We start from the raw sequence: 22,762 nt of genomic DNA on the forward strand, positions 1-22,762 counted from the left end.
CAACACCCGAACCGCCGGTCCTTTCAGCGGGCAAAATGCCAGTACATCAGCGTCGCCAACGCTCCCATGTGTAAAGCGACCACACCATAAAACTGAACTCGGTACGACCGCTTGTAAGTTTTGTGGCGGAATACGCGTGACGCGATCAACCCGCCCGGCCAACCACCCAAAAGCGAGGCACCAAGCAGTGTTTGCTCGGAGATCCGCGAACGGGAACCTTGGTCCTTTCCGTTCAACCGTGCGACTCGCTTATCCCATCCGTACAAAACAAACGTGATAGCACTGGCGAGAATCGTCTCGGCAGCGATGATAGGGAGCAAACTCATGGGCAATCGAGTCCATTTTCATAGTAAAACTGGGGACTCATCGCATGTCGGCACGCTCTCGTAAAGGTCAAAAAAAGCAGGCGGTCGCCGATGCAAATACGAGCCAACGGAGTATTCCTTATCCGAAGGGACTGCCGACCGACCGACCACTCGACGCCAACGCTTACTTCGACCAGCTCCATGTTTGGCTCGACATGGAAGCCGAAGCGGAACGAGCACGTTTGGCTCGGATGCGGCAAATCCGTTCCCAGCGAGACGCTGAAGCCACCGGGCACGCGATCTTAGGCCTGGATCTGATTGACTACCACACCGGGCTTGCGGGACGCTATTTGCTGGATCTAGCCAAGCCGGGTGGTCAAGAATTGCCGATGAGCCGCCTAAAAGTGGGCTCGCCGGTTGTCCTTTCCAACGACGATGATTTGTCCGACGAAGGCATCGCCGGCGTGGTTAGCCATCGCAAAAATCACATCATCCAAATCGCAACCGATGTCTTTCCCGACCCAGACGCGGAGACCGCCAGCGGACGAAAGCCTAGCAAACGTGCCGATGCGTCGATTGGCGAGTTACGGTACCGCTTGGACCTGTCGCCCGATGAGACCACTCGCAAACGCCAGATCGCAGCGATGGCAAAAGCGCGTACCCAACGGGGCCGCTCCGGTCGCTTGCGGGACGTTTTACTTGGAATTGAATCGCCTCGATTTGACGGCACTAAAATCGATGTTCAACCGCTGCCACAAGAAATCATTGACGAGGAACGCAGCGATATTGATTTCCGCACGGAACTGAATCCACCGCAGCGAGACGCGGTGGCATTCGCCTTGCTAGCGGATGATTTCGCGATCCTGCACGGACCACCGGGCACCGGCAAAACGACCACGTTGGCGGAAATTATTGCCCAAGCGGTGGACCGTGGCGAACGCGTCTTGGCATGTGCGGCCAGCAACACGGCAGTCGACAACCTGCTGGAACGACTGCAAAGGCTGATTCCCTATGTCGTTCGGGTCGGACACCCGGCACGTGTGTTCGAACATCTACGACAATACACGCTCGACGGTCAGGTCGAACGCGACCCATCTAGCAGTGTGATCAAAGATCTTCGGCGAGAACTCGAACAATTGCTCCGCTACACCCAAAAGGGCTCTCGCGGCGGTTCAATGAGTAAGAAACAACGCGGAGAAATGTTCGCCGAAGTCGGACGTTTGCGAGGGCAGATCCGGTCGCTTGAACGTTCGATCGTGCGAGGCGTCTTGGACCGTGCCGATGTGATTTGCACCACCGCCACCATCGATGAGGAATTGCTTAGCGACGAACGATTCGACTTGGTCGTCGTCGATGAGGCGTGCCAGAGCACCGAAGCCGGCATGTGGCAGGCCATCCTACGCGCCGATCGGTTGATCATCGCCGGTGATCACTGCCAATTACCGCCGACCGTTCTAAGCGATGAGGCTGCCGCGATTGGCATGCGAGACTCGCTGATGCAGCGTCTGGTACACCGCTTTGGTGAACCGGTCTACCAAAGGCTGACTGTGCAATATCGCATGCATGAAGCCATTATGCGTTTTAGCAGCGACCATTTTTACGATGGTAGTCTTGTCGCTGATGCGTCCGTGCGTTCACACCTTTTGTGCGATTTATCGCATGTGGAATCGACACCGCTAACCGAGACTCCGCTGTTGTGGATTGATACCGCGGGTGCAGGTTACGAAGAAGAACTGGAACCTGATGGCCAGAGCAAGCTTAACCCAGGCGAGGCGACGATCATCGTGGACCTCGTTCGGCAACTGGTCGAATCCGGCGTGGAAGGCGAAGACATCGCTATCATTGCCCCCTACGCGGCCCAGGTCCGCTTGCTGCGACAACGTTTGGACTTGGAAGGACTGGAGATCGACACCGTCGACGGGTTCCAAGGCAGAGAAAAGGAAGTGGTGCTGCTCACCATGGTTCGCAGTAATCCCGAAGGGATCATCGGCTTCCTCGCCGACCGTCGCCGTAGCAACGTGGCCATGACGCGTGCCAAACGAAAGTTGATTATGGTTGGCGACACCGCCACGCTCTGCCAGCACGATTTTTATGCTGATGTGTTGGAATACTTCGAAGCCAACCAGTCTTATCAAAGCGTGTTCGAATACCAGGCTATCCACTTAGCGTAGCATCGCTATCCATCAATCAATGAAGTGCAACAATCGCGATTCGATCGGGCCGGAACCGTTTCCGTACTTCGGTGCGAAATGGATCGCATGATTGACCGCTGCGATGGCACTGTCCACCGCTTCTCGCATTCGCACATCCGCGTCATCTTCCGGTGAAGACAATGCCAAACGGGCAGCGATCATTGCTGACAACGAGCATCCTGCGCCGTGCGTGTGACTCGTTTCGTAGCGATCCACCGCGATCGTCACCAAGCCCTCACCTTCAGTGTAAACGTGCATCTGGTGCCCGTCATGTTCACCGGCTTTCAAAAGCACATTGGCCGGCCCAAGATCCAATAGGTCTTCGGTCGCTTCCAAATAATCATCAATCTTGTTGCCAATTTTGCGGCCTAGCAACCGTTCCGCTTCAAAGCGATTCGGTGTGATGATGTCGGCGTGAGGAAACAATTCCTCGCGATAAGCCGACACCGCTTCGTCATCGATCAACGAATCGCCGTGCTTACTGATCATCACGGGATCGACCACAATGGGACACATTGGCGACGGCACGGTTTGCCGCATCTCCGCCAATTTTGATCCAATGCAGCGAATCACCTCGGCGTTGCCAACGGAACCCGTTTTGATCGCACGAGGCGGGATGTCCGCGAGCACGGCATCGATTTGCTCGCCGACGAGTTCACCCGACATTGTCTCGACGCGTCCGACACCCAACGTGTTTTGAACGGTCAATAACGTGACGACGGACATCCCGTAAACGCCGTTTTGCTGGAACGCTTTCAGGTCGGCTTGCAGTCCCGCACCACCGCTTGGGTCGGAACCCGAAATCGTTAATGCAATCGCGTGCGGAGCAATCTTTACTTCACGATCGCTCGACTCTTGATTGGAATGAGGGTCGTTCATTTCAGGCCGCCGCTTGTTGGCGAGCTTGAACAGGCAAGCGAATGATGAACGCGGTTCCGCGGCCTACCGAGCTCTCCACACGGATCTTTCCATCATGCTCGTCGATGATGTCTTTACACGCGGCCAAGCCCAACCCGGTTCCACCTTTCCCCGATTCGTCAGGTCCAGCTTTCGTGGAGAAGAACGGATCGAAAATCTTCGGCAACACATCTGCCGGAATGCCAGCCCCGGTATCTCGGATAGTCAACTCCACCGATTCAGGCTGCCCACCCGATGCAGGCTGAACGCCCACACGAATCAACAACGTGCCACCTTCGCCCATCGCTTGCCGAGCATTGGTCATCAAATTCAACAACAGTCGCTGCAGTTGGTTTCCGCTAGCCGAAATCAGCGGTGCGTTTTCGGTCAATTCCGTTTCAACGCTGATTCGGTACTTCTGCATTTCCCGCCCCAACAACACGAGTGTGTCGTTGACCAAAGCGACCAAGTCCGTTGGCTCTTTGGCATCGGACCGGTTGCGTGCCTGGGCCAGAATCGTGTTGGTAATTTTGGCAGCCCGCTCCGACGCGTCCAAAATCTTGTTGAGCGCCTTGTCGCGGCTGGCCTTGTCTTCGTTGCGAAGTCCCAACTTGGCGTAGTTGATGACCGTCATCAATACGTTGTTGAATTCGTGTGTTGCTGTTCCCGTCAGCTCACCCAAAGAGACAAGCCCTTGCATGTGACGAACTTGCGATTTCAGAGCCGCGATTTCAGCCGCCGCTTCGTCGATTGAAAGCGTGGCCGGGCGAGATGACTGTACGGGTTTGAGGTCCGGCATGACTGTGTTGGGCTCAGATGTTTGGAAAGCAGAGCGGATGTGGGGAACAACTCAGGTCGACAACGATTCGCCAAATTTCGTGTAGCCGACCAAACGGCAAAGCAGTGCGAAACGATTCAATCGTCACAACCTTGCCTGCTTTTACCTATCGGCGAAGGGTGGAATTCTGTTAAGTGCAGGAATCCTGACCGTCAAACCTTACCGGGGGGCGTTGGCTTGCCTGAACCGAATCGAATCACTCACTTGCGTGACCGTGTTACTCCTGCTTCTACCCAAGACGAAAACGTGCTCGATCGGCTCGCCCGTTTAACGCGAATCGCCCGAAATCACGGCTTCGAAGTACGCGGCGAGCCGCTAGGTGCCGATCCATTGGCCACTTCGATGGACGGCAACCAGGGGGGTGGGAGCACTTGGTGCGAAATCCGCGGTCAACGCATTTTGTTCCTGGACCTTTCCCAGCCCGCGGCGGAACAAGCCATCGCCATTCGCGAAATTCTGGAGGAAACCGCCTCCATTCGGCCGCATCAGTCGAAAAACCGACCGGCGTCGACGACAGCAGCGAACCCTCGCTCAAACCAATCTGGGACCAACCGGGCCGCCTGAGTCAAAGTAGAGCCGTGCAGCGTGAGCGTGCTGAGCCAGTCTTAGCCATGCAACGGCCAGTCAGCCGTGCAGGGGGCTGTCAGCCGAGACGGTCTGGGCAAACGCTTTCAATTCGCGTTATCGCCTCCTGCTGGCCAGAACATACCCCACCCTCAACTTTTTGCCGCCAAAGGTTATGTAAATCGGTGATCCGATTACACTGACCTTTCCCCCCTCTTATCCGTCATCCAACGGGCCGCTTCCGCAGCCTTGCGTTATCGCAGCTCGAAGTCACCCTCGGATTCGTTTCGTACTCGATCTCTACCGATTTTCATGCGTGTTATTGTTACAGGTTCTAGCGGTCTAATCGGTTCAGCCGCCGTCCGTCACTGGGACGCACTCGGCGACGAAGTCATCGGCATCGACAACGACATGCGGGCCACCTTTTTCGGCCCCGATGGCAGCACGAAATGGAACCAAACAAGGCTAGAAGCGGAAACCCAAAATTTCCGCACGGTCTCGCTCGACATTCGTGATCGCGTGGGAGTCCTGGCGTTATTCGAGAAAGAATCCCCCGACCTGATCATCCACTGCGCCGCCCAGCCATCGCACGATAAAGCGGCCGCCATTCCATTTCTGGACTTCGAGGTCAACGCCAACGGCACACTGAATTTGCTTGAAGCGACCCGGCAATTTGCCCCCGAAGCCGTGTTCTGCCACATGAGCACGAACAAGGTCTACGGCGATGCCCCTAACGAATTGCCGCTGAAGGAACTCGACACGCGTTGGGAATACGCCGACGAGGCCGACTACAACGGGATCAGTGAATCCTGCCGGATCGACCAAACGATGCACTCGTTGTTCGGAGCATCGAAAACGGCTGCCGACGTGTTGGCCCAAGAATACGGCAAATACTTCGGCGTGAAGACAGGCATTTTCCGTGGTGGTTGCTTGACTGGCGCCAGCCACAGTGGTGTCGAACTTCACGGTTTCTTGAGCTATCTCGTCCACGTCGCCGTCTTCGGCAAGCCATACACCATCTTTGGTTACAAAGGCAAACAGGTTCGCGACCAAATCGAGTGCAGCGACGTTGTCAAAGCATTCGAAGCGTTTTCCAAGAACCCACGTCCCGGTGAGGTTTACAACATCGGTGGCGGTCGCAACAACGCGGCAAGCGTTTTGGAATGTATCGATAAAATCGCTGACATATCCGGTCACCGGATCGACTGGACGCTTGGTGACGACAATCGAAAAGGCGACCACATCTGTTACATCAGTGACCTCGCCAAACTACGCCGCGACTACCCTGACTGGGATATCCGCGTCTCACTTGACGAGATCCTGCGACAAATGATTGCATCGGAAGAAGCCAAACTCGCCGCAGCAAAGTCCTAGCTGGCGAGACCGAACCAGCCGTATTCTTGGCTTGGCAAACGTCCGCCTTTTTGACGGTGCTGTGTTCCCGCTACTTGGCAACCGGTCGTCCCGATCATTCCAATCGCATCACCGGTCGACAAAATCTTCGGCCGCGGATACCGGTTCGGACGATGCAGTGAATTGAGGTACGGCAGTACGAAGCTGCGCCCATTCACTTGAAATCGTTTGCGGGGAGAAGTTGATGATTGGCTCGCGTGTTGGAAAGGTAGCCGTTTTGGCTGTCGCTGCGGGCACTCCGTACGTCGCTCAAGAAACCCAGTGGGGACGCGACACAACAGCATCCATCTCGCAGTCCATCGAAACCGGCACCGCTCCATCGCTATGGAGCGGCGCGGCCCCATGGAGCAGTTCCGCTGGTGAACCTGGACCGGGCGGCTCGACTCAACCCGCAGGCTCGGACCGCTACCCCGTCCACGCCCACCGACAAGTGGAAACCCTTCGGCCAGTTTCATCGGTGCGTTACCGATACGATGATGATCTTGCCCGCAAACTCGGGGCGATGCCCGCAGAAACCGAAGCGGCACCATCGCTGGCCGGCAACAACGTCGAAGACATACGGCAAGCACTTCGTTTCGATCTAACGCCTCCCGCGATTCTGAATCGTTTTTCGCGGGTCAGTACTGTCTTAGCGGATCTGCAACTGGAAGGCCTACGCGTCCCCGTAGTGACCGGCACGCGAGCCGACGATTTGGCCGGCACGTTGACTTACTACTTCGACAAGTCGGGAAAAATCCAGCGCATCAATCTGCACGGATTCACCGGCGACACACAACGAATGGTCCAAACGTTAACGGAACATTACGGTCTGCAAGCTGAACCCACGTTGGATGCGGGTGTCTACACACGTCGTTGGAACGGGATCCCGGTTCACCTACTACGGATCACCCACGCCCCGGTCGTTTTCAGCGACGCGGTACATCAAAAGTACACCGTGTTCCTGGAGCTCAACCAACCCAACCTGCAATACGGCATCAGTGAAGAGGCACGCCGGATCGTCCAAAGCGATCGCTGGACAGGTCGCTGGTAATTAGATAGCCCGCTGGTAACTAAACAGGCCGCTGGTAACTCGCGTTGTTGTCACGACTGAAGCTACTCGCCAATCACTTCGTGGTTGCGGCGTGTGATGTGGCTGGCCAGCAACTTGGCGTCGACGGTTTCAGTGAAAAAGACAACCGCGCCATCGGCAAACAGGAAGTAACAGCCTCCCGGATGAAAGCTGTGGAAGCCATATCCGATTGCATTGGTACAATTGATCGCACAACTGCCGCCATCCGGCTTGGCACCGCCAACCCACTCCAATCCGCCTGGTGCGGATCCTTGCAACCAATGTTCGCCACCGAGCAAGTCACCCCAACCACCACCGTTCACTTCACTCAACAACTGCGTTGAAATCGGGTCGACCCGTCCGCCACTGTAAATATCCGGTCCACCGGTTCGCTCACCCAACAGAAACGTGTGGGACAAACCATCCAGGATTCCCGCGTACGATCCCTTCAAACGGTTAGGCGAACCAACGTCAAAGGGGCTCGATGAAAGCATCGCCCCTTCGCGTCCATCCGATGGTGAATTGGGACCGTAGGCGAACTCAGCATACGGTTTTCGCACTCCCGATGTTGGAGAATAGTCACTCGGTGCAAGTTGCGATGCGGTCAATGGTAGGCCGACTGACGCCGCCGAAAAATCGTAGCGGCGGGAATCAGTATTGCCTGGTGATGAAGGGCAGACGAAGTCATCCAGCCCCGTTTGCACCAAGCCGACATTCGCGGGGCTCAATTCGTTGACGGGCAGCCGGTTGTGGTCGTATTGATCAAACAACGCTTGTTGCTCAATAAATGGCAAAATCGTAATACCCCAAACCTTGCCATTGAAAGCCTCGGGCGGAACTTCAAGCCACCAAGAGTGTGGCAATTTCCCAAACGCGGAATGGTAATTCGCAATCCCTAACCCGAATTGTTTCATGCGGTTACTGCACTGCATCCGTCGGGCCGCTTCTCGTGCTGCCTGGACGGCTGGCAGTAAAAGCCCAATCAAAATTGCGATAATCGCAATCGTGACGAGTAATTCGACCAGCGTAAAACCCCGTTTTTTCCGCTGCGAATCGCATTTTAATCGGGTTTGGCGCCGGGAACGAATCTGCAAATACGACATGGAAACTTTCAATAAATCAATAAGTACTTGGCTTCGAGGATCGCGTGTTCAAGCGATAAACCTCAATATCTCGGCCATCATAATAGCCAAAATTCATTTCCTGTCTCTCCGGATCCCAAGTCACATCCACCCAATCCGCATATCCCTGCTTGGGGTCGCAAACCTTTAAGCCACCCAGTTGAAGTCGTTGTTCCCAATCCCAAAACTGCAACTCGCCACTGAAGCATGCTACCGCCAAGCGATTGTGGGCATAGAACTCAAACCAACCAACGGCTCCATTGTGCTCGCCCCGGGAATTCGTGCCATGCAAGCTGAATTCATGCTCGCCGGTTCGTGAATCCATTACCAAAATCGTCCCATCATCCATTCCCACGATGATCGTCTTCCCATCGGGATGAAAGCAAACCTTCCGAACAGCCCTCAGGCCTCGCTCGAAGAAAAGCGACTTTTGGGTGTCGATTTCCAAAATCTCAACCCCAGCCGAGCCCCAGCAAACCCAAAGTTGCTCGTCCGGCGAGATCGCCAAGGATCGTTGCGAGTTTTCGTAAACCCGTTTGAACACCGGTTCGTCCTGGTCACTTTCGAGATCAAAGCAGTAAAATTCATTGAAATTACTTGAACACGTCACGTATCTACCTGAGCCCGAGAAAACAACCACTCCGGCACCTTCTTCCGCCGGCTCGATATTTGGCAAGTGAAAAGTACGCTCTATTGACGCGATTACTTCTCCATCGTCTCCGACTGATAAGGCGGCAACAACGCACTCGTTCGTCCTTTTAACAACAGCCAAACGCGATCCACCCTCACTAATTGTGAAGGCTCTCAGAATCCCCAATTCAGGAAGCAGTTTTCTCGGATTCGTTGCTTTCTTCGCTGCTTGAGGTCCCCCAGCACTGACGAGGTGCTCCGCAGCACCCACGTCCGCGTTGTCACTAGGTGTACGATCAAGGCTGACTTCCAAATACCCTCGATTGGTTATCAAGAAGTCTGCTCGCATCTGTAAAGATCGTTGATAACGATATGCGTCGTAAGAGGCGACCAACGCTGACTTGCTATGATTGCGAAGCGGTGAGAACCGCTCCACGCTTCCAGTGTGCGTAACCGTATGAACGTCGCCCAGGGGACCGACAACGAGGTTTTCAACGACGCCTCCGATGCCCGCGACTCTCGCGACTGGTTGATAGTTAGGAAGCGTCGATTGATCGGACTTCGTCGCCTTTGGAACTCGTTCAAAAACGTCCAAACCTGAACGACTGCCGCCAACCGCCAAAAATCGATCGTCAGCCGAAAATGCTAATGTTCCCGAACCGGATTGAGTCGGAAGCCAAAGGGACTCACTCATATCATCGAAACGAGTGATTCCAACTCCTTTAATGCCGTAACTTGTGTATGCGAACCAAGGGTTCTCTTGAGAACTAAGCGTCTTTTTAACGGTGGATTTCACTCGTTTCTCTTCGACAAGCTCACCGGTGTGTGTGTCATACGAACGCAAGAAGTTTGAGTCAGCCATTCCGGTCGCCAGACGCTGCCCATCGGGTGACAAAGCAAAGCTCTCGTTACGTGAGAGGTTTTTGATCGTAACCGAGCGTTTTTCCTTTGCTAACCAGCACCGGATGGATTCGTATCGGGAACCGGACGCGATAACACTTCCATCATTACTGACATGAACCGATTCAATCGTTGTGGGATGCGAGTGCAGCACATCGATGACACGCCCTGTCTCGCGATCGATTTCAGTGACATTGCGACCGAACCACAGGAACTCCGGACTGGAGACGAAAAGATTTCCTGATGGAGATGGGGCGAGGACGTCGAGTCGGTTCTCCAGTCCAGACAATTGATGCTTTTGCTGTCCGGTTTGCACGTCCCAAAACTTCAAATTCCCGTCATGGCCGCCGGTTACCAACGTGGCGCCTTCATCAAGCAAACAACAACCATCAGCCCCATTGGTGTGACTGCCAATATGGGAATAGCAATTCGTTAGCTTGGCATCAAGCAAGAACCATTCAAAGTCGCGTAGATCTTCTTCAATCGCGACCGGAACTTGTCCATCCAGTAATCGCCGAGCCTCACCATAGTGCCCTTGATTGAACCACAGGTAGGCTGCTGAAATATCACTGTTGTAGCTGGAACTTCGCCATTTTCGCTGAGTCTGTTCCGCCTTGTTGCGTTGATTCAGAGCCTCAGCACGCTGCACCTCCGCAAGTTGGCGTTGTTGTTCGGCAAGCTGGCGCTGTTGCTCGGCAACCACCAACGCGAGCTGAAGTTTGGCTGATTGCGCTTCGCTACGTTGGGCATGTCGCTCCGACGCTACCGCATACGCGGCCAATCCCGCGACCGCGACAACAAGACTCGCAGCGGCAAACGTCGCTAGCCCGGCGACCAATTTGTTCCGCGAAGCCCAACGTTGGACGCGGCCCAAACGGCCAACGGGACGAGCTAACGGAGGACGTCCGTCGAGAATCCGCTGCAGGTCATTGTGCAACTCGCCAGCATCGCGATAACGCCGTTTGGGATTTTTCTCCAAACACTTCTGGCAAACCGCGCTGATGTCCCTGGATAGCTCAGGGCGCAGATGCCGAACCGACGGCGGGTCCTGGCTGATTACGCGTTGGATGGTGTCAATCTCATTGTTGGACGCGAACGGCGTCAGCCCTGTCAAAAGCTCATACAACAACAACCCTAAACCGTGAACGTCCGAATGCGGGCCGTGATCGCTGATATTCCCCGAGGCTTGTTCAGGTGACATGTAGGGGCCGCTGCCGATCAACGTTCCCATGCGGGTGTCGGACTCATCACTCATCGCTCGAGCGAGCCCAAAGTCAGTCAACCGCGGCACCGGATGTTTGGTGTCGGCAGCACCTAAAATAATGTTGGATGGCTTGATGTCCCGGTGGATCAAGCCTCGTTGATGCGCCACTCGCAAAGCGTCGGCCAATTGGGCGACAATGGAAAGTGCCAGATGCGGTGACGGCAAACCTTCTTGGTCACGATTCCACTGTGATAAGGTCGGCCCCGGACAGTATTCCGAAACGATGTACGCAAGTTCCTCATCAAGAACCGCGTCGAGAACCGGAACGAGGTTGGGATGCGCGAGCTTGGCCGCCGTTTCCGCTTCCCGACAAAAACGTTTCGCTTCACGCGAATCCGTTCGTAAAGGACGGTGCGGTAATTTGATCGCGACTTCGCGATCTAGACGCGTATCGTTGGCAAGCCATACCTGCCCGAATCCACCTTCCCCAAGCTTGCGTTGCAAGACGTAGCGATCAATTTGGTCGCCTTCAACACACGTCCGCACTGGGCTGACGACGGTTGAATCCGACCGCCTCGTGTAACCGAAAGTGAGCGATTCGCCGCCCGCTTCCGATTGCTGACCAATCGTCCTGGTGGGGTTATCCATGCCTCGTTCGCCTCAAAGGCGTTTTCGGGAGTACGAAGTGGACCAACGCAGTATCCATCGTCTCCCAAACGGACTCTGACTGAATCGCTGACATCCGCCTTAGACACTAGCAATTACTACAATTTCTCCCAATCACGCCATAATAGCTGCTTCAAAGCCCAACCGCATAATGGAAAAAAGTCTCGCGTCTGGATTTCCAGACACGAGTCCGAATTGACCGATTTCTGTCATCGAAAACTGTCACCAGCAAACAGCGATTTGCAGCAAAAGCGAGGCTCTTCCAATCGGCTTCGCTTGGCTAATTTCGCTTCTGCTTCAGCTAAGTGATTAGTGACTGTGTTCAAAAGCTGGCTCTTTACCTTCGTACGCTCGGTACAACTGGAAGATTGATTTTTCCAACGCCTTGGCGGTTTCTGGATCCGCCGATTGCTTGCACTTCATCGCGTGGATGATCACTTGGTGTGCGGCGGTCAGGGTCTCGGTGTAGTTCGCAGCATCCGGCTTGATTCGTTGTGCCAAGAAATACGATGCAATCGTGTCCTGAATACGCTGAGCGTGCTCTTCCTTGGTCGTAATCCAACGAGTCAGTTGGTTGTGTCCCTGGCCATCGAGCGATTGACCGGCAAGTTCATTTACCGAAATTTGGGCCTTCGAGATCGTGTGCTCGTCCTCCAACATTTGTTGAAAGCGAAGCTGGTCGCCGTAAATCCCACAAGGTACTTGGCAATGAGCCTGAGCGACCGACGCAGTGAAAGCTGCCGAGATGAGCAATACGGCGGTCATCGGTAGTATTTGCAATCGAAACATTCGTGAAATCCTTCGTGTGGTGGGGCATATTCAAAATGAGCGGAGCTTTCACAGTATAGCGAACAACAACCCGGTCAACACCTTCCGCCTAGATTGATGTAAAACCCTGCAAATTGGACTTTGCGATCGCTCCCCTCTGCTTTGACACCCAGCTCCCATGACTGTCATCCTCGACCGCCCCTACGAGTTTGTGCCGCCCTACCGTGGGAATCTCTGGCCGACGATGATTCAAAAGCTTCGTCTGATTGACCGACATCTCGCACGCCGTGAAAACGTTGTCGATTGGGAAATCCGACATTCTGATCGATTCGCCGATTCCCTCGCGGCCGGCGACAGCATCTTGCTCACCCCCAACCACTGTCGCTACGCCGACCCCATCGTGTTGGGATGGCTCGGCCGAGAAGTGAACACCCATTTATTTGCGATGGCGTCGTGGCACCTTTTCAACACGACCTCATTTGAAGCCTTCGCACTACGCCGGATGGGTGCGTTCAGTATTTTCCGAGAGGGAAACGATCGTCAGGCGATTGAAGCAGCTATCGATATTCTTGTTACCGGTGAACGCCCACTGCTGTTGTTTCCTGAAGGCACCACGAACCGTACCAACGACTTACTCAAACCGCTGCTAGAAGGCGTCACCTTCATTGCCCGCACCGCAGCTAAGAAGCGTGCCAAGCTGAACGGCGGCCGCGTGGTCGTGCATCCTGTGGGACTAAAATACCTGTGCATCGGCGACGCCTGGGTGTGGGCGGACGAACAACTGCGGCTACTGGAAAAGGTCCTTAGCTGGCAACCTTCACCCCCGACGGTCGACCCGACCCAACTGCTATCTCGTTTGCTTCGTGTGTCCGAAGCCTACCTGGCACTCAAAGAGATCGAACATGTTGGCAAAGCTTCCTCGGGCGACCTGCGGCCACGCCGAGACGCATTGATCGAACACCTGCTTTCTCAGTGTGAATCACGGTACAACCTGGACGTCCCAGCGTCTGATGGCGTTCGCGATCGTGTCCGTCGCATCCGAGCAAAGATCACGTCCACCTATTTCGCTCTTCCGACCAAACAAAACGATCCTCAACCGTATCTACGCGATGCCGATGCCGCCGACTTGGCACAGTTTCTGTTGTCGTTCCCCGACGAATATCTGCAACCGGGTCAAATCACCGACACCCGAATCGTCGAAACCATTCAACGAATCCAAGAAGCGATCTACGGGAAGGCCAAAGAGACCATGCCGATGAAAGTTGTCATCGAAGTGGACGAGGCGATTGAGGTGCCCGCCGAACGCGGCCCACGCGGCGAGACCGATCCGCTGCTTTGCCAACTCGACGACAGGTTGCGTACAATGCTAGGTGGACTGTCCAACGAAGCTCGGCCCTTTGAAGCTGGCTCGCTCGCAACCTCAACGCCAGCAGACAATCACGCCTAAAACCACAACGTTTTTTAATATTCAACGTTTAAGAAATCATGAACGCCCCCACCTCCATCGTTTCAGCTCTGCCCCGCACCCCACGTCCAATCGCAACAGCTCGGCCGCAAACTAGCAGCCAATACGTTCGCCGAGCCGGCTTTTCACTGTGGCTTATCGCCGCATGCCTGGTCGCGTTGAGTGTCCTAACGGGCTGTGCTCCCGAGCCGAAGCCAATTGCGTTCGAACCGAACTTGGTTCATGCGATGAAGTACCAAATCAAAGAAGGGATGCCGATGGAGCAGGCCAGCGAGGATGCGTTTTGGATCGTCACGGAAATGTTCGGCACTCCCGAAGATCCTAAACTGCCCGAGGTTGTGACCGAAGATGAAGACTTGGCCGAAATCGTATCGGTCGAAAACCTGACGCGAGCTTCGGGAAAAATTGGTGAACCGGGCCGAGGCTTATACCAAACCCACTGCGTCACTTGTCACGGCGTCACCGGCAACGGCCGCGGCGAACTTTCATCCACGATGAGCCCATACCCACGCGATTACCGCAAGGGCGTTTTCAAATTCAAGTCGACCGACCGCGGCGAGAAACCAACTCGCGAAGACCTTGCCAAGCTGATCAAGAATGGCATCAATGGTTCTCGCATGGTAGCGATTCCCAACCTGACCGACGAAGACGTCGAGGCATTGGTCGACTATGTCATCTACCTATCCTGGCGTGGCGAACTAGAACGATCGCTGATCGATGATGCCGTTTACGAATTGGATCTCGAATCGGGCGACCGAATCATCAATCCCAACAATCGCAATTCGACTGACGAAGAGCTGAAAGAAACGTTCGATGACTCTTGGGAATTGGCTGAGGATTTCGCTATCGAAATTGGTGAAGCCTGGATGGACGCGGCCGACGCAGTCGTCGAAGTCCCAGAAGCTCCCGAGGGCATCATCGTTACCGATTCGCATGAGGAATTCGTCCGAATCGCCAACAGCGACCAAGCCGATGAACTTGCCAAGTCAGTCGCCCGCGGAGCGGAGCTGTTCAAAGGCAAGATCGCCTCGTGCAGTAAGTGCCACGGCGAGAAAGGCCTAGGCGATGGCCAGAACACCGACTACGACGACTGGACCAAAGAATGGACAGTCGGGATCGGCATCAAACCGGAAAACCGAGACGAGTTGATCTCATTGATGGCACGTGGTGCTCTGCCACCCATCAACGCTCAACCACGTAACTTCCAACTGGGCGCCTTCCACGGTGGCTCAACCGCAGCGGATCTGTTTCGCCGTATCACCGTTGGAATCGAAGGGTCGCCGATGCCAGCGGTCACATTCGTCGACGGCGAATTTGAAGAGGAAGACGTTTGGCACCTGATCAACTACATTCGTTCGCTGCAAAAAGTCGAAGCGAGCGAAGAAGCCTCACCGACATCGGATCCCGCACCGAAACCGGACTCGGCCCAATCGGCCAGTCTGTGAATAGGTAGTTAGTCTTTGAACAGGCTACCAATCTATTAAATAGTCGCCAGCTTCAACGTGAAAACCACTACAGCGTCCAGTTCAGCACGCTGGCGAGGTTGTGATGCTGATCCGTCCAGAACGGAGCCCGATCGAGGGTTCCTTTCGAGGGCTCGATCGCGGTCGCCATCGACTCATCATCCCAGAAGGATTCAGGCCGAGCGGTTGCGATCACCCATCGTGCCGAACGGGTGCAGGTCACGTCATCCGCCTTGCTGCGAAGCTCCCGACTGTCCAGCCCGATGTGCCGAGCAAGTCGGTGCGTCAACGGCACCAAGTCCAGGTGATTGTTCGATAGATGGATCGCCAACACCCCCTCGGGCTTCAACTTCGCTTGATAGAGCTGCATCGCTTCGAGCGTCAGCAGGTGCGCCGGAATGGCATCACTGCTGAAAGCATCCAGTACGAGCAAATCATATTTGGCATCGTTTTCCCGCTCCAGCAACAATCGTCCATCGCCCAGCACATGACGCACGTTGGATGAGCAATTCTTCAGAAACGTAAAGTGCTCTTTCGCGATATCAACGACCGCCGAATTGATTTCAAATAGATCCAGCGTATCTGTCTCGCGACCGTACGTCGCCAAGACGCCGCACCCTAAACCGACCACGCCAATTTGAAGATCCGGTTGTTCGCGCTGCATCCGCAAGATCGTTTGGCCGACGCCACTTTGAATCCCGTAATACGAGGTCGCAGTGGCATGCTTGTCGCCACGTAGCTGCACCCCGTGAATGGTGTTTCCGTGCACCAACTGGATACGTCGTTCATCCTGTTCAACTCGCAACACACCGAAGAAGTTGCGACGTTGATCGATTGTGTCACTCCGTTCATTCGCCAACGTCCAACCGGACACGACCAGAACCAAACAGGTAATGCCAACGGATAAGAAACGCGACGACTTCCAATCGCAATGCGACGCCATCCAAGTCCGAGCGTTCATGAACGCCATCGCCACAATCCCCATCGACACCAACATCGCCACAGGCAATTCTCGGTAATCCTGGAACAGCAAAGGACAAGCAACCGCGATCGTCAAACCACCGATCGCACCACCGCACGAGATCAATGCATAGTAAAGCGTCAGATGATCCGTCGAAGGTTGACTACGGGCCGTTTCCCCATGGCACAGCAAACAAACGCCAAACAGGATAAACAGGTAGCTGACCGCTTCGATCGGCATGCGAGCGGAAGCAGGGGCCCAATCAATCATTCCAATCACGACAAAAGCCAACGCAGTCAAGCCCGCAATCAGCTTCGGGCGATACCAAGTCGGGGAATCAAAACTGATGATGAATGTCAACAGATACAAACTTAGCGGCACCACCCACAAGAATGGAATCACAGCGATATCCTGGCAAACATGCGTCGTAATCACCAACAGCATCATGGATGCGAATGCTGGCAAAGCCACCCAAGTGCAGTACGCAGCCGGATGAATGTTGGAACGCTGGCCGCCGATCGATTCAACGTTGGACACCACCGATCGTTGACGACCACGACGTCGAAACAGCCCGATCGCGATCCATCCGTCGACAACCACGAATAAGCAAAATGCCAATGACCAGAACAGCGATTGTTGACCAACGGACAACCAAGGTTCAACCACGAACGGATAACTTAACAAGGCGACCAAAGAACCCGCGTTGGACAAAGCATAAAGCCGATAGACACTCCGGTCCTGTTTCTCGTAACTAAGCCAAGCTTGCACCAAAGGTCCTGTGCTGGACAAAACGAAGTATGGCAACGCCACGTGAGCGGCCAACAACATCAACAACGTCCAAGTAGGATCTTCGGTCCCGATCGGCTTCCACGCATCACTGGGGTGAATCGGCAAAGACCAAGCCGCGATGATCAGTAGTCCAAGATGGACGATTCCTTGAACCGCTGGCGGCAAGAAGCGTCTAAGGCAATGGGCATACAAGTACCCGCCAAATAAAAGTACCTGAAAAAACAGCAAACAAGTTGTCCAAACCGCCGGCGTCCCGCCAAACCAAGGCAAGACGCACTTGCTGATCACAGGCTGGACCTGAAAAACCAAGAACGCACCAAGCAGTGTTGCCATAGCGAACACAAACCAGGGCGTCGACTTCACTTCACTGGCACGCGTCGAGACGTTGACTTGACCGGCGGAAGCGGATGAAGGCTGAGCAGTGGACTTAAGAGCCGAATCAGTGGTGGGCATGAAATGATCGTTGGCAGCAACACAGCGGGCGCGGTGATCCCCCCCATGGAAATCACTTCCGCTGGCAACTCTACGCCACCGTTAAGCGATCGGTACTAAAAACGGTCAAGCGGATCCGATGCGCCACGGTACGATCGCCACAACCGCCAAAATCCGCCTGACGGTCAGAACAGCACCCACCTCGACGCGTACACCACCGATCCATCTACCGCCAAAGCTCAAACGATTAACGACTTACCGAGCCGACTGAATCAAGGCGTCCGCGCCCGCTTCACGAAACCGATCTGCGACTTGTTGCCCCAAGCTAACAGCTTGGCTAACCGATTGTCCCACGTCCGAATCGCTATCAAAGGAAACCAATGCGGTTTCTTGCAAACGCTGCTGGCCGTCGATCGACATGACCCGCGCCTTGACGGTCAATTCGATCTGATCTCCCGCAACATCCGCCTGCGCATAGGCGGCGATGGGTGCCAGACAACCACCATGAAGCGCCGCCAGGATTGTCCGTTCGGTTGTCACACTAAGCCGGGTCGCCAGATCATCAAGCTGCGATACTGCTTCGAGAACGGATGGCTCATTCGCACGAACCTCAATCCCCAATGCCCCCTGACCAGGAGCCGGCAACATCTGATCGAGAGGGAATGAAACACGTTGCACGTCACTCATTTCCAAGCGCAACAATCCCGCTTCTGCCAAAACAATCGCGGCAAACTCGCCACTGGCCAACTTCGCAAGCCGAGTCTGAACGTTGCCGCGAATCGGCAAGATCTCCAAATCCGGCCGCAACGCTTTCAATTGAGCCACACGGCGAGTGCTGCCAGTGCCAATCTTGGCCCCTTCCGGTAGATCGCTCAGAGATTTCCCATCCAATGTGACGAAAGAATCCTCAACCGTTTCTCGTTCAGCGACCGCAGCCAACACGAAACGCTCGTCCGCCGCAGTCGGCAAATCCTTCAACGAGTGAACCGCAATATCCGCCTCGTCATCCACCAAGGCTTGCTGAATCCGCTTCGTAAACAATCCCACCTGACGCGTTCCGTCGATCGGCCGCATGTCGGTGTCGCCACCGCTGACCAAGGGCACGAGCGTCGTCTCAACACCGCACTCAAGCAACTTCGCGGCTACATAGTGAGCCTGCCACATCGCCAGAGGGCTTTCACGTGTGGCAATGCGGAGCGGGTGTGCTTGCTTGGGGGGCGCGGAGTTCAAAGGAATGCAAGGCGAGTTAGAGGATGTGGATATCGAATGCTGTGAACACGTGTTCAAAAGCGACGTTATGGACGATCGGCGGCATCACAATAGCACCCCCTTACCGAGTGTTGACCCCACCCGGCGAAAATGCACCTATCAACCAAACGAAAATTCGGGCTGCAAAAGGCAAGTGACCAATCGAGCCAAGGGCTGAACGAAACCGCTGGCCGACATAATACGAAAGAACCAAACGATTCCTATATCCGTCGAAACATTCCTACCATATTCAGAATGAACTTCAGGAGTCGTCTACGGAACCGGTTATCCTGAAAGGATCCGCGACCGACTTCCTGTACTGGTCAGGAAAAGACTTTTCGGCCTATCAAGGTCGGTTATCCACCCAACCGCCGAGCAAACTCAAACGCGGCATTCGCCCTGCAACTCCCCTGGCTTTCCCAAGCGTAATTGACCCCGTGCCTACCTCATCGTCCGATTCCAAATTCCCCAACCAAGAGGGCCCCAACGTGCCTTCAGGGCAGGAGTATTTTGACGGTGAGGTACCCCCGATTCATTCCAGTGAGTTAAACATTCCACCGGATACTCAAAATCAATCCGGTGAACCCGACCAAACACGTTTTGTCGACTCCAAGTTTGTGGACAATTCGCATCAGGATTCCTTCCGGTCTGAAAGTGCGATCAGCTTCCCGCCCTCTGCCAGTAATGATGCCGAATCCGACGAGGAAACAGATGACTCGCCGCCGTTGCCGGAAAACATCGGCGGGTACCAAGTGGGTAAACGCTTGGGACGAGGCGGCATGGGCGAGGTGTTCTTGGCCGAACATCGCTCGATGGGCCGCACGGTCGCTCTGAAAATCCTTCCAATGCGATGGCTCAATCGCTCTCGATCGGTCGATCGCTTTTACGACGAGATTCGGGCCGCATCCAAGCTTATGCACCCTAACATTGTGACAGCTTTCGACGCTGGTGAGGCGGCGGGCATTCACTATCTGGCGATGGAATATGTTGACGGTGTGAACCTGTCTCAAGCTGTCGCTCAAGACGGCCCGATGTCAATTGGGGACGCCACATCCGCCATTCGGCAGGCTGCGTTTGCTCTGCACCACGCGCATACCGCGGGCATCATCCACCGCGACGTGAAGCCGGGCAACTTGATGCTCTCGAAAGAGGGAACGATCAAACTGCTCGACCTCGGTCTCGCCCGTTTCTCCCACGAGTGGCACCAATCACAACACACCGCGGGCACCAACGCCAATGCCTCGGCCCAGGCTTCCACCCAAAACGCGAGTGGGCCGCCCAAGACGACAACACAGAGTACCGGCAGCCAATGTACCGGCAGCCAATGTACCGGCAGCCAATCCGCCGGAAGCAGCAAAGCTACAGCCAACAAGGCTGGTGATTCGGTATCACAGCCCCCAACCCAAACCCAAACCTCGCCGGGATTGAATAGTGAGTCCGGCTTCCTGATTTCGGACTCCAGTGGCGGCCACTTCCAAAGGCCGACCTCTTCCAGTTCTGCGTTCGCCTCGCTGGAAGTGATCACGTCAGTCAAACGATCGTTCCTGGGCACGCTTTCCTTCATCTCTCCGGAGCAGCTTGAAGATCCCGAATCGGCCGACGCGCGGAGCGACCAATATTCATTAGGCGCGACGCTGTTTCATTTGCTAGTGGGCCACCCACCGTTTCCCGGTGAAATACTCGATCAAGTCTACGGCCACCGACACGGCGAAATCCCTAACTTGATGTCGTATCGGCAAGACGTTGACTTGACACTGGCGAACATCGTCACCCGCATGCTCGCCAAAGATCCGGCGGCTCGGTACGGATCGATGGACGAGGTGGCTCGTGCTATGGCCCCCTACGACAACGATCGTTCGACGCCCGCGTGGGTGCTGGACTTTTCCCAGCGAAAAGCTTCCGAAGAAGGTTCAACCGCTGGCGACGGCAGCCGCACGATCGCGTCGATCAAAAACAAACCTGTCAACGTCATTGGCGTCGATCTAGGCATGCTGCACGCTACTACAGCTATCGGCCTATCGGGCGGCAAAGTAGAAGCGGGATGGCCGGTCGCCAGCGAATCGGGACCTCGATCGCTCTTCCGAATGGCGGTTGCCGACGTCGGTAGTGAACAGGATCCGAAGAAAAAGGGAGCGGTCTCGCGAGAAGTCTTATTCGGACAAGCCGCCTACGATCTTCGCAAGAGCTTCTCGCGGCGGGTTTCTTACTGCCAAATGATGTACTTTGGTCGGCCTGATGTACTTCGCCAGATCGCTGGCCGAGACTGCCCTCCGGAGATTGGGATTTCGTTGTGTCTGCGTCATTTAATCGGTACGACGTTGATGAACCACGTGCTGGCGAAACAAGCCGGCGTTTCCGATCCGGATCGCATTACAAAGAACAGCCTCCAATATCCGCAAACGTCCGCGGCAATTGAATCCGTCTTAGGAACCGCTTGGCATCGCCACGAAACATGGCCCGACACGGTCGCGATCACCGTCCCGACGTGCTACGACCAGTTGCACAGGAGATCGATTCACACGTCGGCGAGATTGGCCGGATTCCCGTCCGTACGACTGGTCGACCGCAGTATTGCAATCACGCGATTCGCTTACGAACGCGACCAACATGGCGAAACGGCACAATCGAAGTACGAAGACCGCGTCGAAAAGTCACCGGACAATCTCAACGACATCATCCAAGACCTTGACGCGACGATCCTTTACGTCGGCCTCACCGGCCAAGCGTTGGACGTTGCAGTGTTGCGTAAACGCAATAACAAGATCGAGCAAGTTGCATCTAGCGGTCACTGGTGTCACGGCACCATCGCGTGGTCAAGCCGACTGGTTGACCTAATCGTTTCCAAGCTGCCACCTCGCCCAACCCCACTGGGCATCGGGTCTGATCCCGTGGCAATACAGCAGGACCGCTTGGTGTACGCGGCCAAAGTGCAAATGGCTGGCGAGCGGGCTATGAATTCGCTGCTGCTTTTGCCCCAAACCAAAGTTGAGATCGAACACGCCGGACGTGTGCAATCCATCACCGTCACTCGCGATCAATGGCTGGAATGCTGCTCAGACCTACTTGATGCGATCCCTGCCGCGATCAAGACGGCGTGCCAACGAGCCAAAATCGATCCGTCCGATATCTCTCGTCGACTCGTCCTCAGCCCAATCTTACGATTGCCGTCGATTCGTGAGCGAGCCTTCAGTGCGTTGAGTGACGATGTCGACATCGAATTTTTTGACTACACCGATGCCGCTCGTGGAGCCGTCGCATGCGTCGCCGCTGAAGGCCCTGGCAACCGCAGTGAGCTGCTTCCACTCACGTCGCGAACATCCCACGCCGTTGGATTTGTGGTGGCTGACGGACGCGGCAAACGGAAGATCCTGCCGATCTTAGGCCGTGAAACCGTGACTCCCGCCCGGACCAACCGTCAGCTTGGCGGCCGAGCGAAGGAGAACATGCTGACGCTCGCCCTCGTCGAATCATCGGGCGTCCGCGATGAAGCCTGGCAGACGCTCGGGCGTCATCGCATCCCTGTTGATATCAGCGAATCCACACCGACTCGTCGGCTGGGTTTTGAGATCGATATCAACGGCCTACTTTCGGTTCATATGGAGCGTCCTGACCTGGGCCGAACCGTCGAACTTCCTGCCTTGCCGCAGCTCGCGATAAAACCGGAACAGTGGGAAGATTGGCGCGAATGGGTCGCCGATCACGCTTAGTGAAACCTTGCGGGCAACCAAATAGGCAAGCGATAACGCTCGTAACGATCAGGCCGCCAAGCGACCCCTGATTTTCTTGGGAAGTCCCTGTTTTGACTCAATTGTTGCTGGAACCGACGAGGTCTGTGGATAGCTTGGAGGGACCGAAAGC

The 22,762-nt window shown here is 55.2% G+C and carries 16 protein-coding genes; 7 read left to right on the top strand and 9 right to left on the bottom strand.

Annotation, left to right across the window (positions count from 1 at the left end; all coding sequences use genetic code 11):
• Positions 1-23 precede the first annotated feature (23 nt).
• Positions 24-326, bottom strand: coding sequence for a DUF1294 domain-containing protein (locus ACR3ZL_RS22400; protein WP_473650864.1), 303 nt, complete (start codon positions 324-326; stop codon positions 24-26).
• Between the two features lie 44 nt (positions 327-370).
• Between ACR3ZL_RS22400 and ACR3ZL_RS22405 the strand changes: the two genes are divergently transcribed.
• On the top strand, positions 371-2,476 hold the full coding sequence (locus ACR3ZL_RS22405) for an AAA domain-containing protein (protein WP_473650863.1): 2,106 nt from the start codon (positions 371-373) through the stop codon (positions 2,474-2,476).
• Positions 2,477-2,488: 12 nt separating this feature from the next.
• Here ACR3ZL_RS22405 and thiD read toward each other — a convergent pair whose 3' ends face one another.
• Both thiD and ACR3ZL_RS22415 read right to left on the bottom strand, forming a co-directional pair.
• Positions 2,489-3,376: a bifunctional hydroxymethylpyrimidine kinase/phosphomethylpyrimidine kinase gene (gene thiD, locus ACR3ZL_RS22410; protein ID WP_473650862.1), complete on the bottom strand. Its 888-nt coding sequence runs from the start codon at positions 3,374-3,376 to the stop codon at positions 2,489-2,491.
• Between the two features lies 1 nt (position 3,377).
• Positions 3,378-4,193 carry a sensor histidine kinase gene (locus ACR3ZL_RS22415; protein ID WP_473650861.1) on the bottom strand — a complete coding sequence of 272 codons (816 nt, stop codon included), beginning with the start codon at positions 4,191-4,193 and terminating at the stop codon, positions 3,378-3,380.
• Between the two features lie 216 nt (positions 4,194-4,409).
• Between ACR3ZL_RS22415 and ACR3ZL_RS22420 the strand changes: the two genes are divergently transcribed.
• Both ACR3ZL_RS22420 and ACR3ZL_RS22425 read left to right on the top strand, forming a co-directional pair.
• Positions 4,410-4,796: a hypothetical protein gene (locus ACR3ZL_RS22420; protein WP_486172979.1), complete on the top strand. Its 387-nt coding sequence runs from the start codon at positions 4,410-4,412 to the stop codon at positions 4,794-4,796.
• A 312-nt stretch (positions 4,797-5,108) separates the two neighbouring features.
• Complete coding sequence (locus ACR3ZL_RS22425) at positions 5,109-6,170, top strand: NAD-dependent epimerase/dehydratase family protein (RefSeq protein WP_473650859.1); 1,062 nt, start codon at positions 5,109-5,111, stop codon at positions 6,168-6,170.
• Here ACR3ZL_RS22425 and ACR3ZL_RS22430 read toward each other — a convergent pair.
• Complete coding sequence (locus ACR3ZL_RS22430; RefSeq protein WP_473650858.1) at positions 6,167-6,367, bottom strand: hypothetical protein; 201 nt, start codon at positions 6,365-6,367, stop codon at positions 6,167-6,169. The two genes, ACR3ZL_RS22425 and ACR3ZL_RS22430, sit on opposite strands and share 4 nt — an antisense overlap.
• Before the next feature lie 26 nt (positions 6,368-6,393).
• Between ACR3ZL_RS22430 and ACR3ZL_RS22435 the strand changes: the two genes are divergently transcribed.
• Positions 6,394-7,239 carry a DUF6690 family protein gene (locus ACR3ZL_RS22435; RefSeq protein ID WP_473650857.1) on the top strand — a complete coding sequence of 282 codons (846 nt, stop codon included), beginning with the start codon at positions 6,394-6,396 and terminating at the stop codon, positions 7,237-7,239.
• Between the two features lie 62 nt (positions 7,240-7,301).
• On the opposite strand, the gene ACR3ZL_RS22440 is transcribed toward ACR3ZL_RS22435, so the two are convergent.
• The 3 genes from ACR3ZL_RS22440 to ACR3ZL_RS22450 form a co-directional block, all read right to left on the bottom strand.
• Positions 7,302-8,360 (bottom strand): DUF1559 domain-containing protein, encoded by a 1,059-nt coding sequence (locus ACR3ZL_RS22440; RefSeq protein ID WP_473650856.1) that lies wholly within the window; start codon positions 8,358-8,360, stop codon positions 7,302-7,304.
• A gap of 16 nt (positions 8,361-8,376) precedes the next feature.
• Positions 8,377-11,760 (bottom strand): protein kinase domain-containing protein, encoded by a 3,384-nt coding sequence (locus tag ACR3ZL_RS22445; RefSeq protein ID WP_473650855.1) that lies wholly within the window; start codon positions 11,758-11,760, stop codon positions 8,377-8,379.
• 327 nt (positions 11,761-12,087) lie between these two features.
• Positions 12,088-12,567 carry a superoxide dismutase [Ni] gene (locus ACR3ZL_RS22450; protein WP_473650854.1) on the bottom strand — a complete coding sequence of 160 codons (480 nt, stop codon included), beginning with the start codon at positions 12,565-12,567 and terminating at the stop codon, positions 12,088-12,090.
• A 157-nt stretch (positions 12,568-12,724) separates the two neighbouring features.
• On the opposite strand from ACR3ZL_RS22450, the gene ACR3ZL_RS22455 reads away from it, so the two are divergent.
• On the top strand, positions 12,725-13,993 hold the full coding sequence (locus tag ACR3ZL_RS22455) for a 1-acyl-sn-glycerol-3-phosphate acyltransferase (RefSeq protein WP_473650853.1): 1,269 nt from the start codon (positions 12,725-12,727) through the stop codon (positions 13,991-13,993).
• Positions 13,994-14,031: 38 nt separating this feature from the next.
• Positions 14,032-15,456 (top strand): cytochrome c, encoded by a 1,425-nt coding sequence (locus tag ACR3ZL_RS22460; protein WP_473650852.1) that lies wholly within the window; start codon positions 14,032-14,034, stop codon positions 15,454-15,456.
• 67 nt (positions 15,457-15,523) lie between these two features.
• Here ACR3ZL_RS22460 and ACR3ZL_RS22465 read toward each other — a convergent pair whose 3' ends face one another.
• On the bottom strand, positions 15,524-17,677 hold the full coding sequence (locus ACR3ZL_RS22465; RefSeq protein ID WP_473650851.1) for a spermidine synthase: 2,154 nt from the start codon (positions 17,675-17,677) through the stop codon (positions 15,524-15,526).
• Between the two features lie 234 nt (positions 17,678-17,911).
• Positions 17,912-18,847, bottom strand: coding sequence for a hydroxymethylbilane synthase (gene hemC / locus ACR3ZL_RS22470; RefSeq protein WP_486173604.1), 936 nt, complete (start codon positions 18,845-18,847; stop codon positions 17,912-17,914).
• A gap of 782 nt (positions 18,848-19,629) precedes the next feature.
• Here hemC and ACR3ZL_RS22475 point away from each other — a divergent pair.
• A complete protein-coding gene (locus ACR3ZL_RS22475) occupies positions 19,630-22,611 on the top strand; it encodes a protein kinase domain-containing protein (RefSeq protein WP_473653485.1) in 2,982 nt (993 codons plus the stop codon).
• Positions 22,612-22,762 lie beyond the last annotated feature (151 nt).

It is taken from the genome of Rhodopirellula sp. J20-39 (genome assembly GCF_057365095.1).

Bases quoted from the DNA above. Each gene is read 5' to 3' on its own strand.
- ACR3ZL_RS22400 (WP_473650864.1), bottom strand. From the start codon at position 326: ATGAGTTTGCTCCCTATCATCGCTGCCGAGACGATTCTCGCCAGTGCT.
- ACR3ZL_RS22405 (WP_473650863.1), top strand. From the start codon at position 371: ATGTCGGCACGCTCTCGTAAAGGTCAAAAAAAGCAGGCGGTCGCCGAT.
- thiD (WP_473650862.1), bottom strand. From the start codon at position 3,376: ATGAACGACCCTCATTCCAATCAAGAGTCGAGCGATCGTGAAGTAAAG.
- ACR3ZL_RS22415 (WP_473650861.1), bottom strand. From the start codon at position 4,193: ATGCCGGACCTCAAACCCGTACAGTCATCTCGCCCGGCCACGCTTTCA.
- ACR3ZL_RS22425 (WP_473650859.1), top strand. From the start codon at position 5,109: ATGCGTGTTATTGTTACAGGTTCTAGCGGTCTAATCGGTTCAGCCGCC.
- ACR3ZL_RS22435 (WP_473650857.1), top strand. From the start codon at position 6,394: ATGATTGGCTCGCGTGTTGGAAAGGTAGCCGTTTTGGCTGTCGCTGCG.
- ACR3ZL_RS22440 (WP_473650856.1), bottom strand. From the start codon at position 8,360: ATGTCGTATTTGCAGATTCGTTCCCGGCGCCAAACCCGATTAAAATGC.
- ACR3ZL_RS22445 (WP_473650855.1), bottom strand. From the start codon at position 11,760: ATGGATAACCCCACCAGGACGATTGGTCAGCAATCGGAAGCGGGCGGC.
- ACR3ZL_RS22450 (WP_473650854.1), bottom strand. From the start codon at position 12,567: ATGTTTCGATTGCAAATACTACCGATGACCGCCGTATTGCTCATCTCG.
- ACR3ZL_RS22455 (WP_473650853.1), top strand. From the start codon at position 12,725: ATGACTGTCATCCTCGACCGCCCCTACGAGTTTGTGCCGCCCTACCGT.
- ACR3ZL_RS22460 (WP_473650852.1), top strand. From the start codon at position 14,032: ATGAACGCCCCCACCTCCATCGTTTCAGCTCTGCCCCGCACCCCACGT.
- ACR3ZL_RS22465 (WP_473650851.1), bottom strand. From the start codon at position 17,677: ATGCCCACCACTGATTCGGCTCTTAAGTCCACTGCTCAGCCTTCATCC.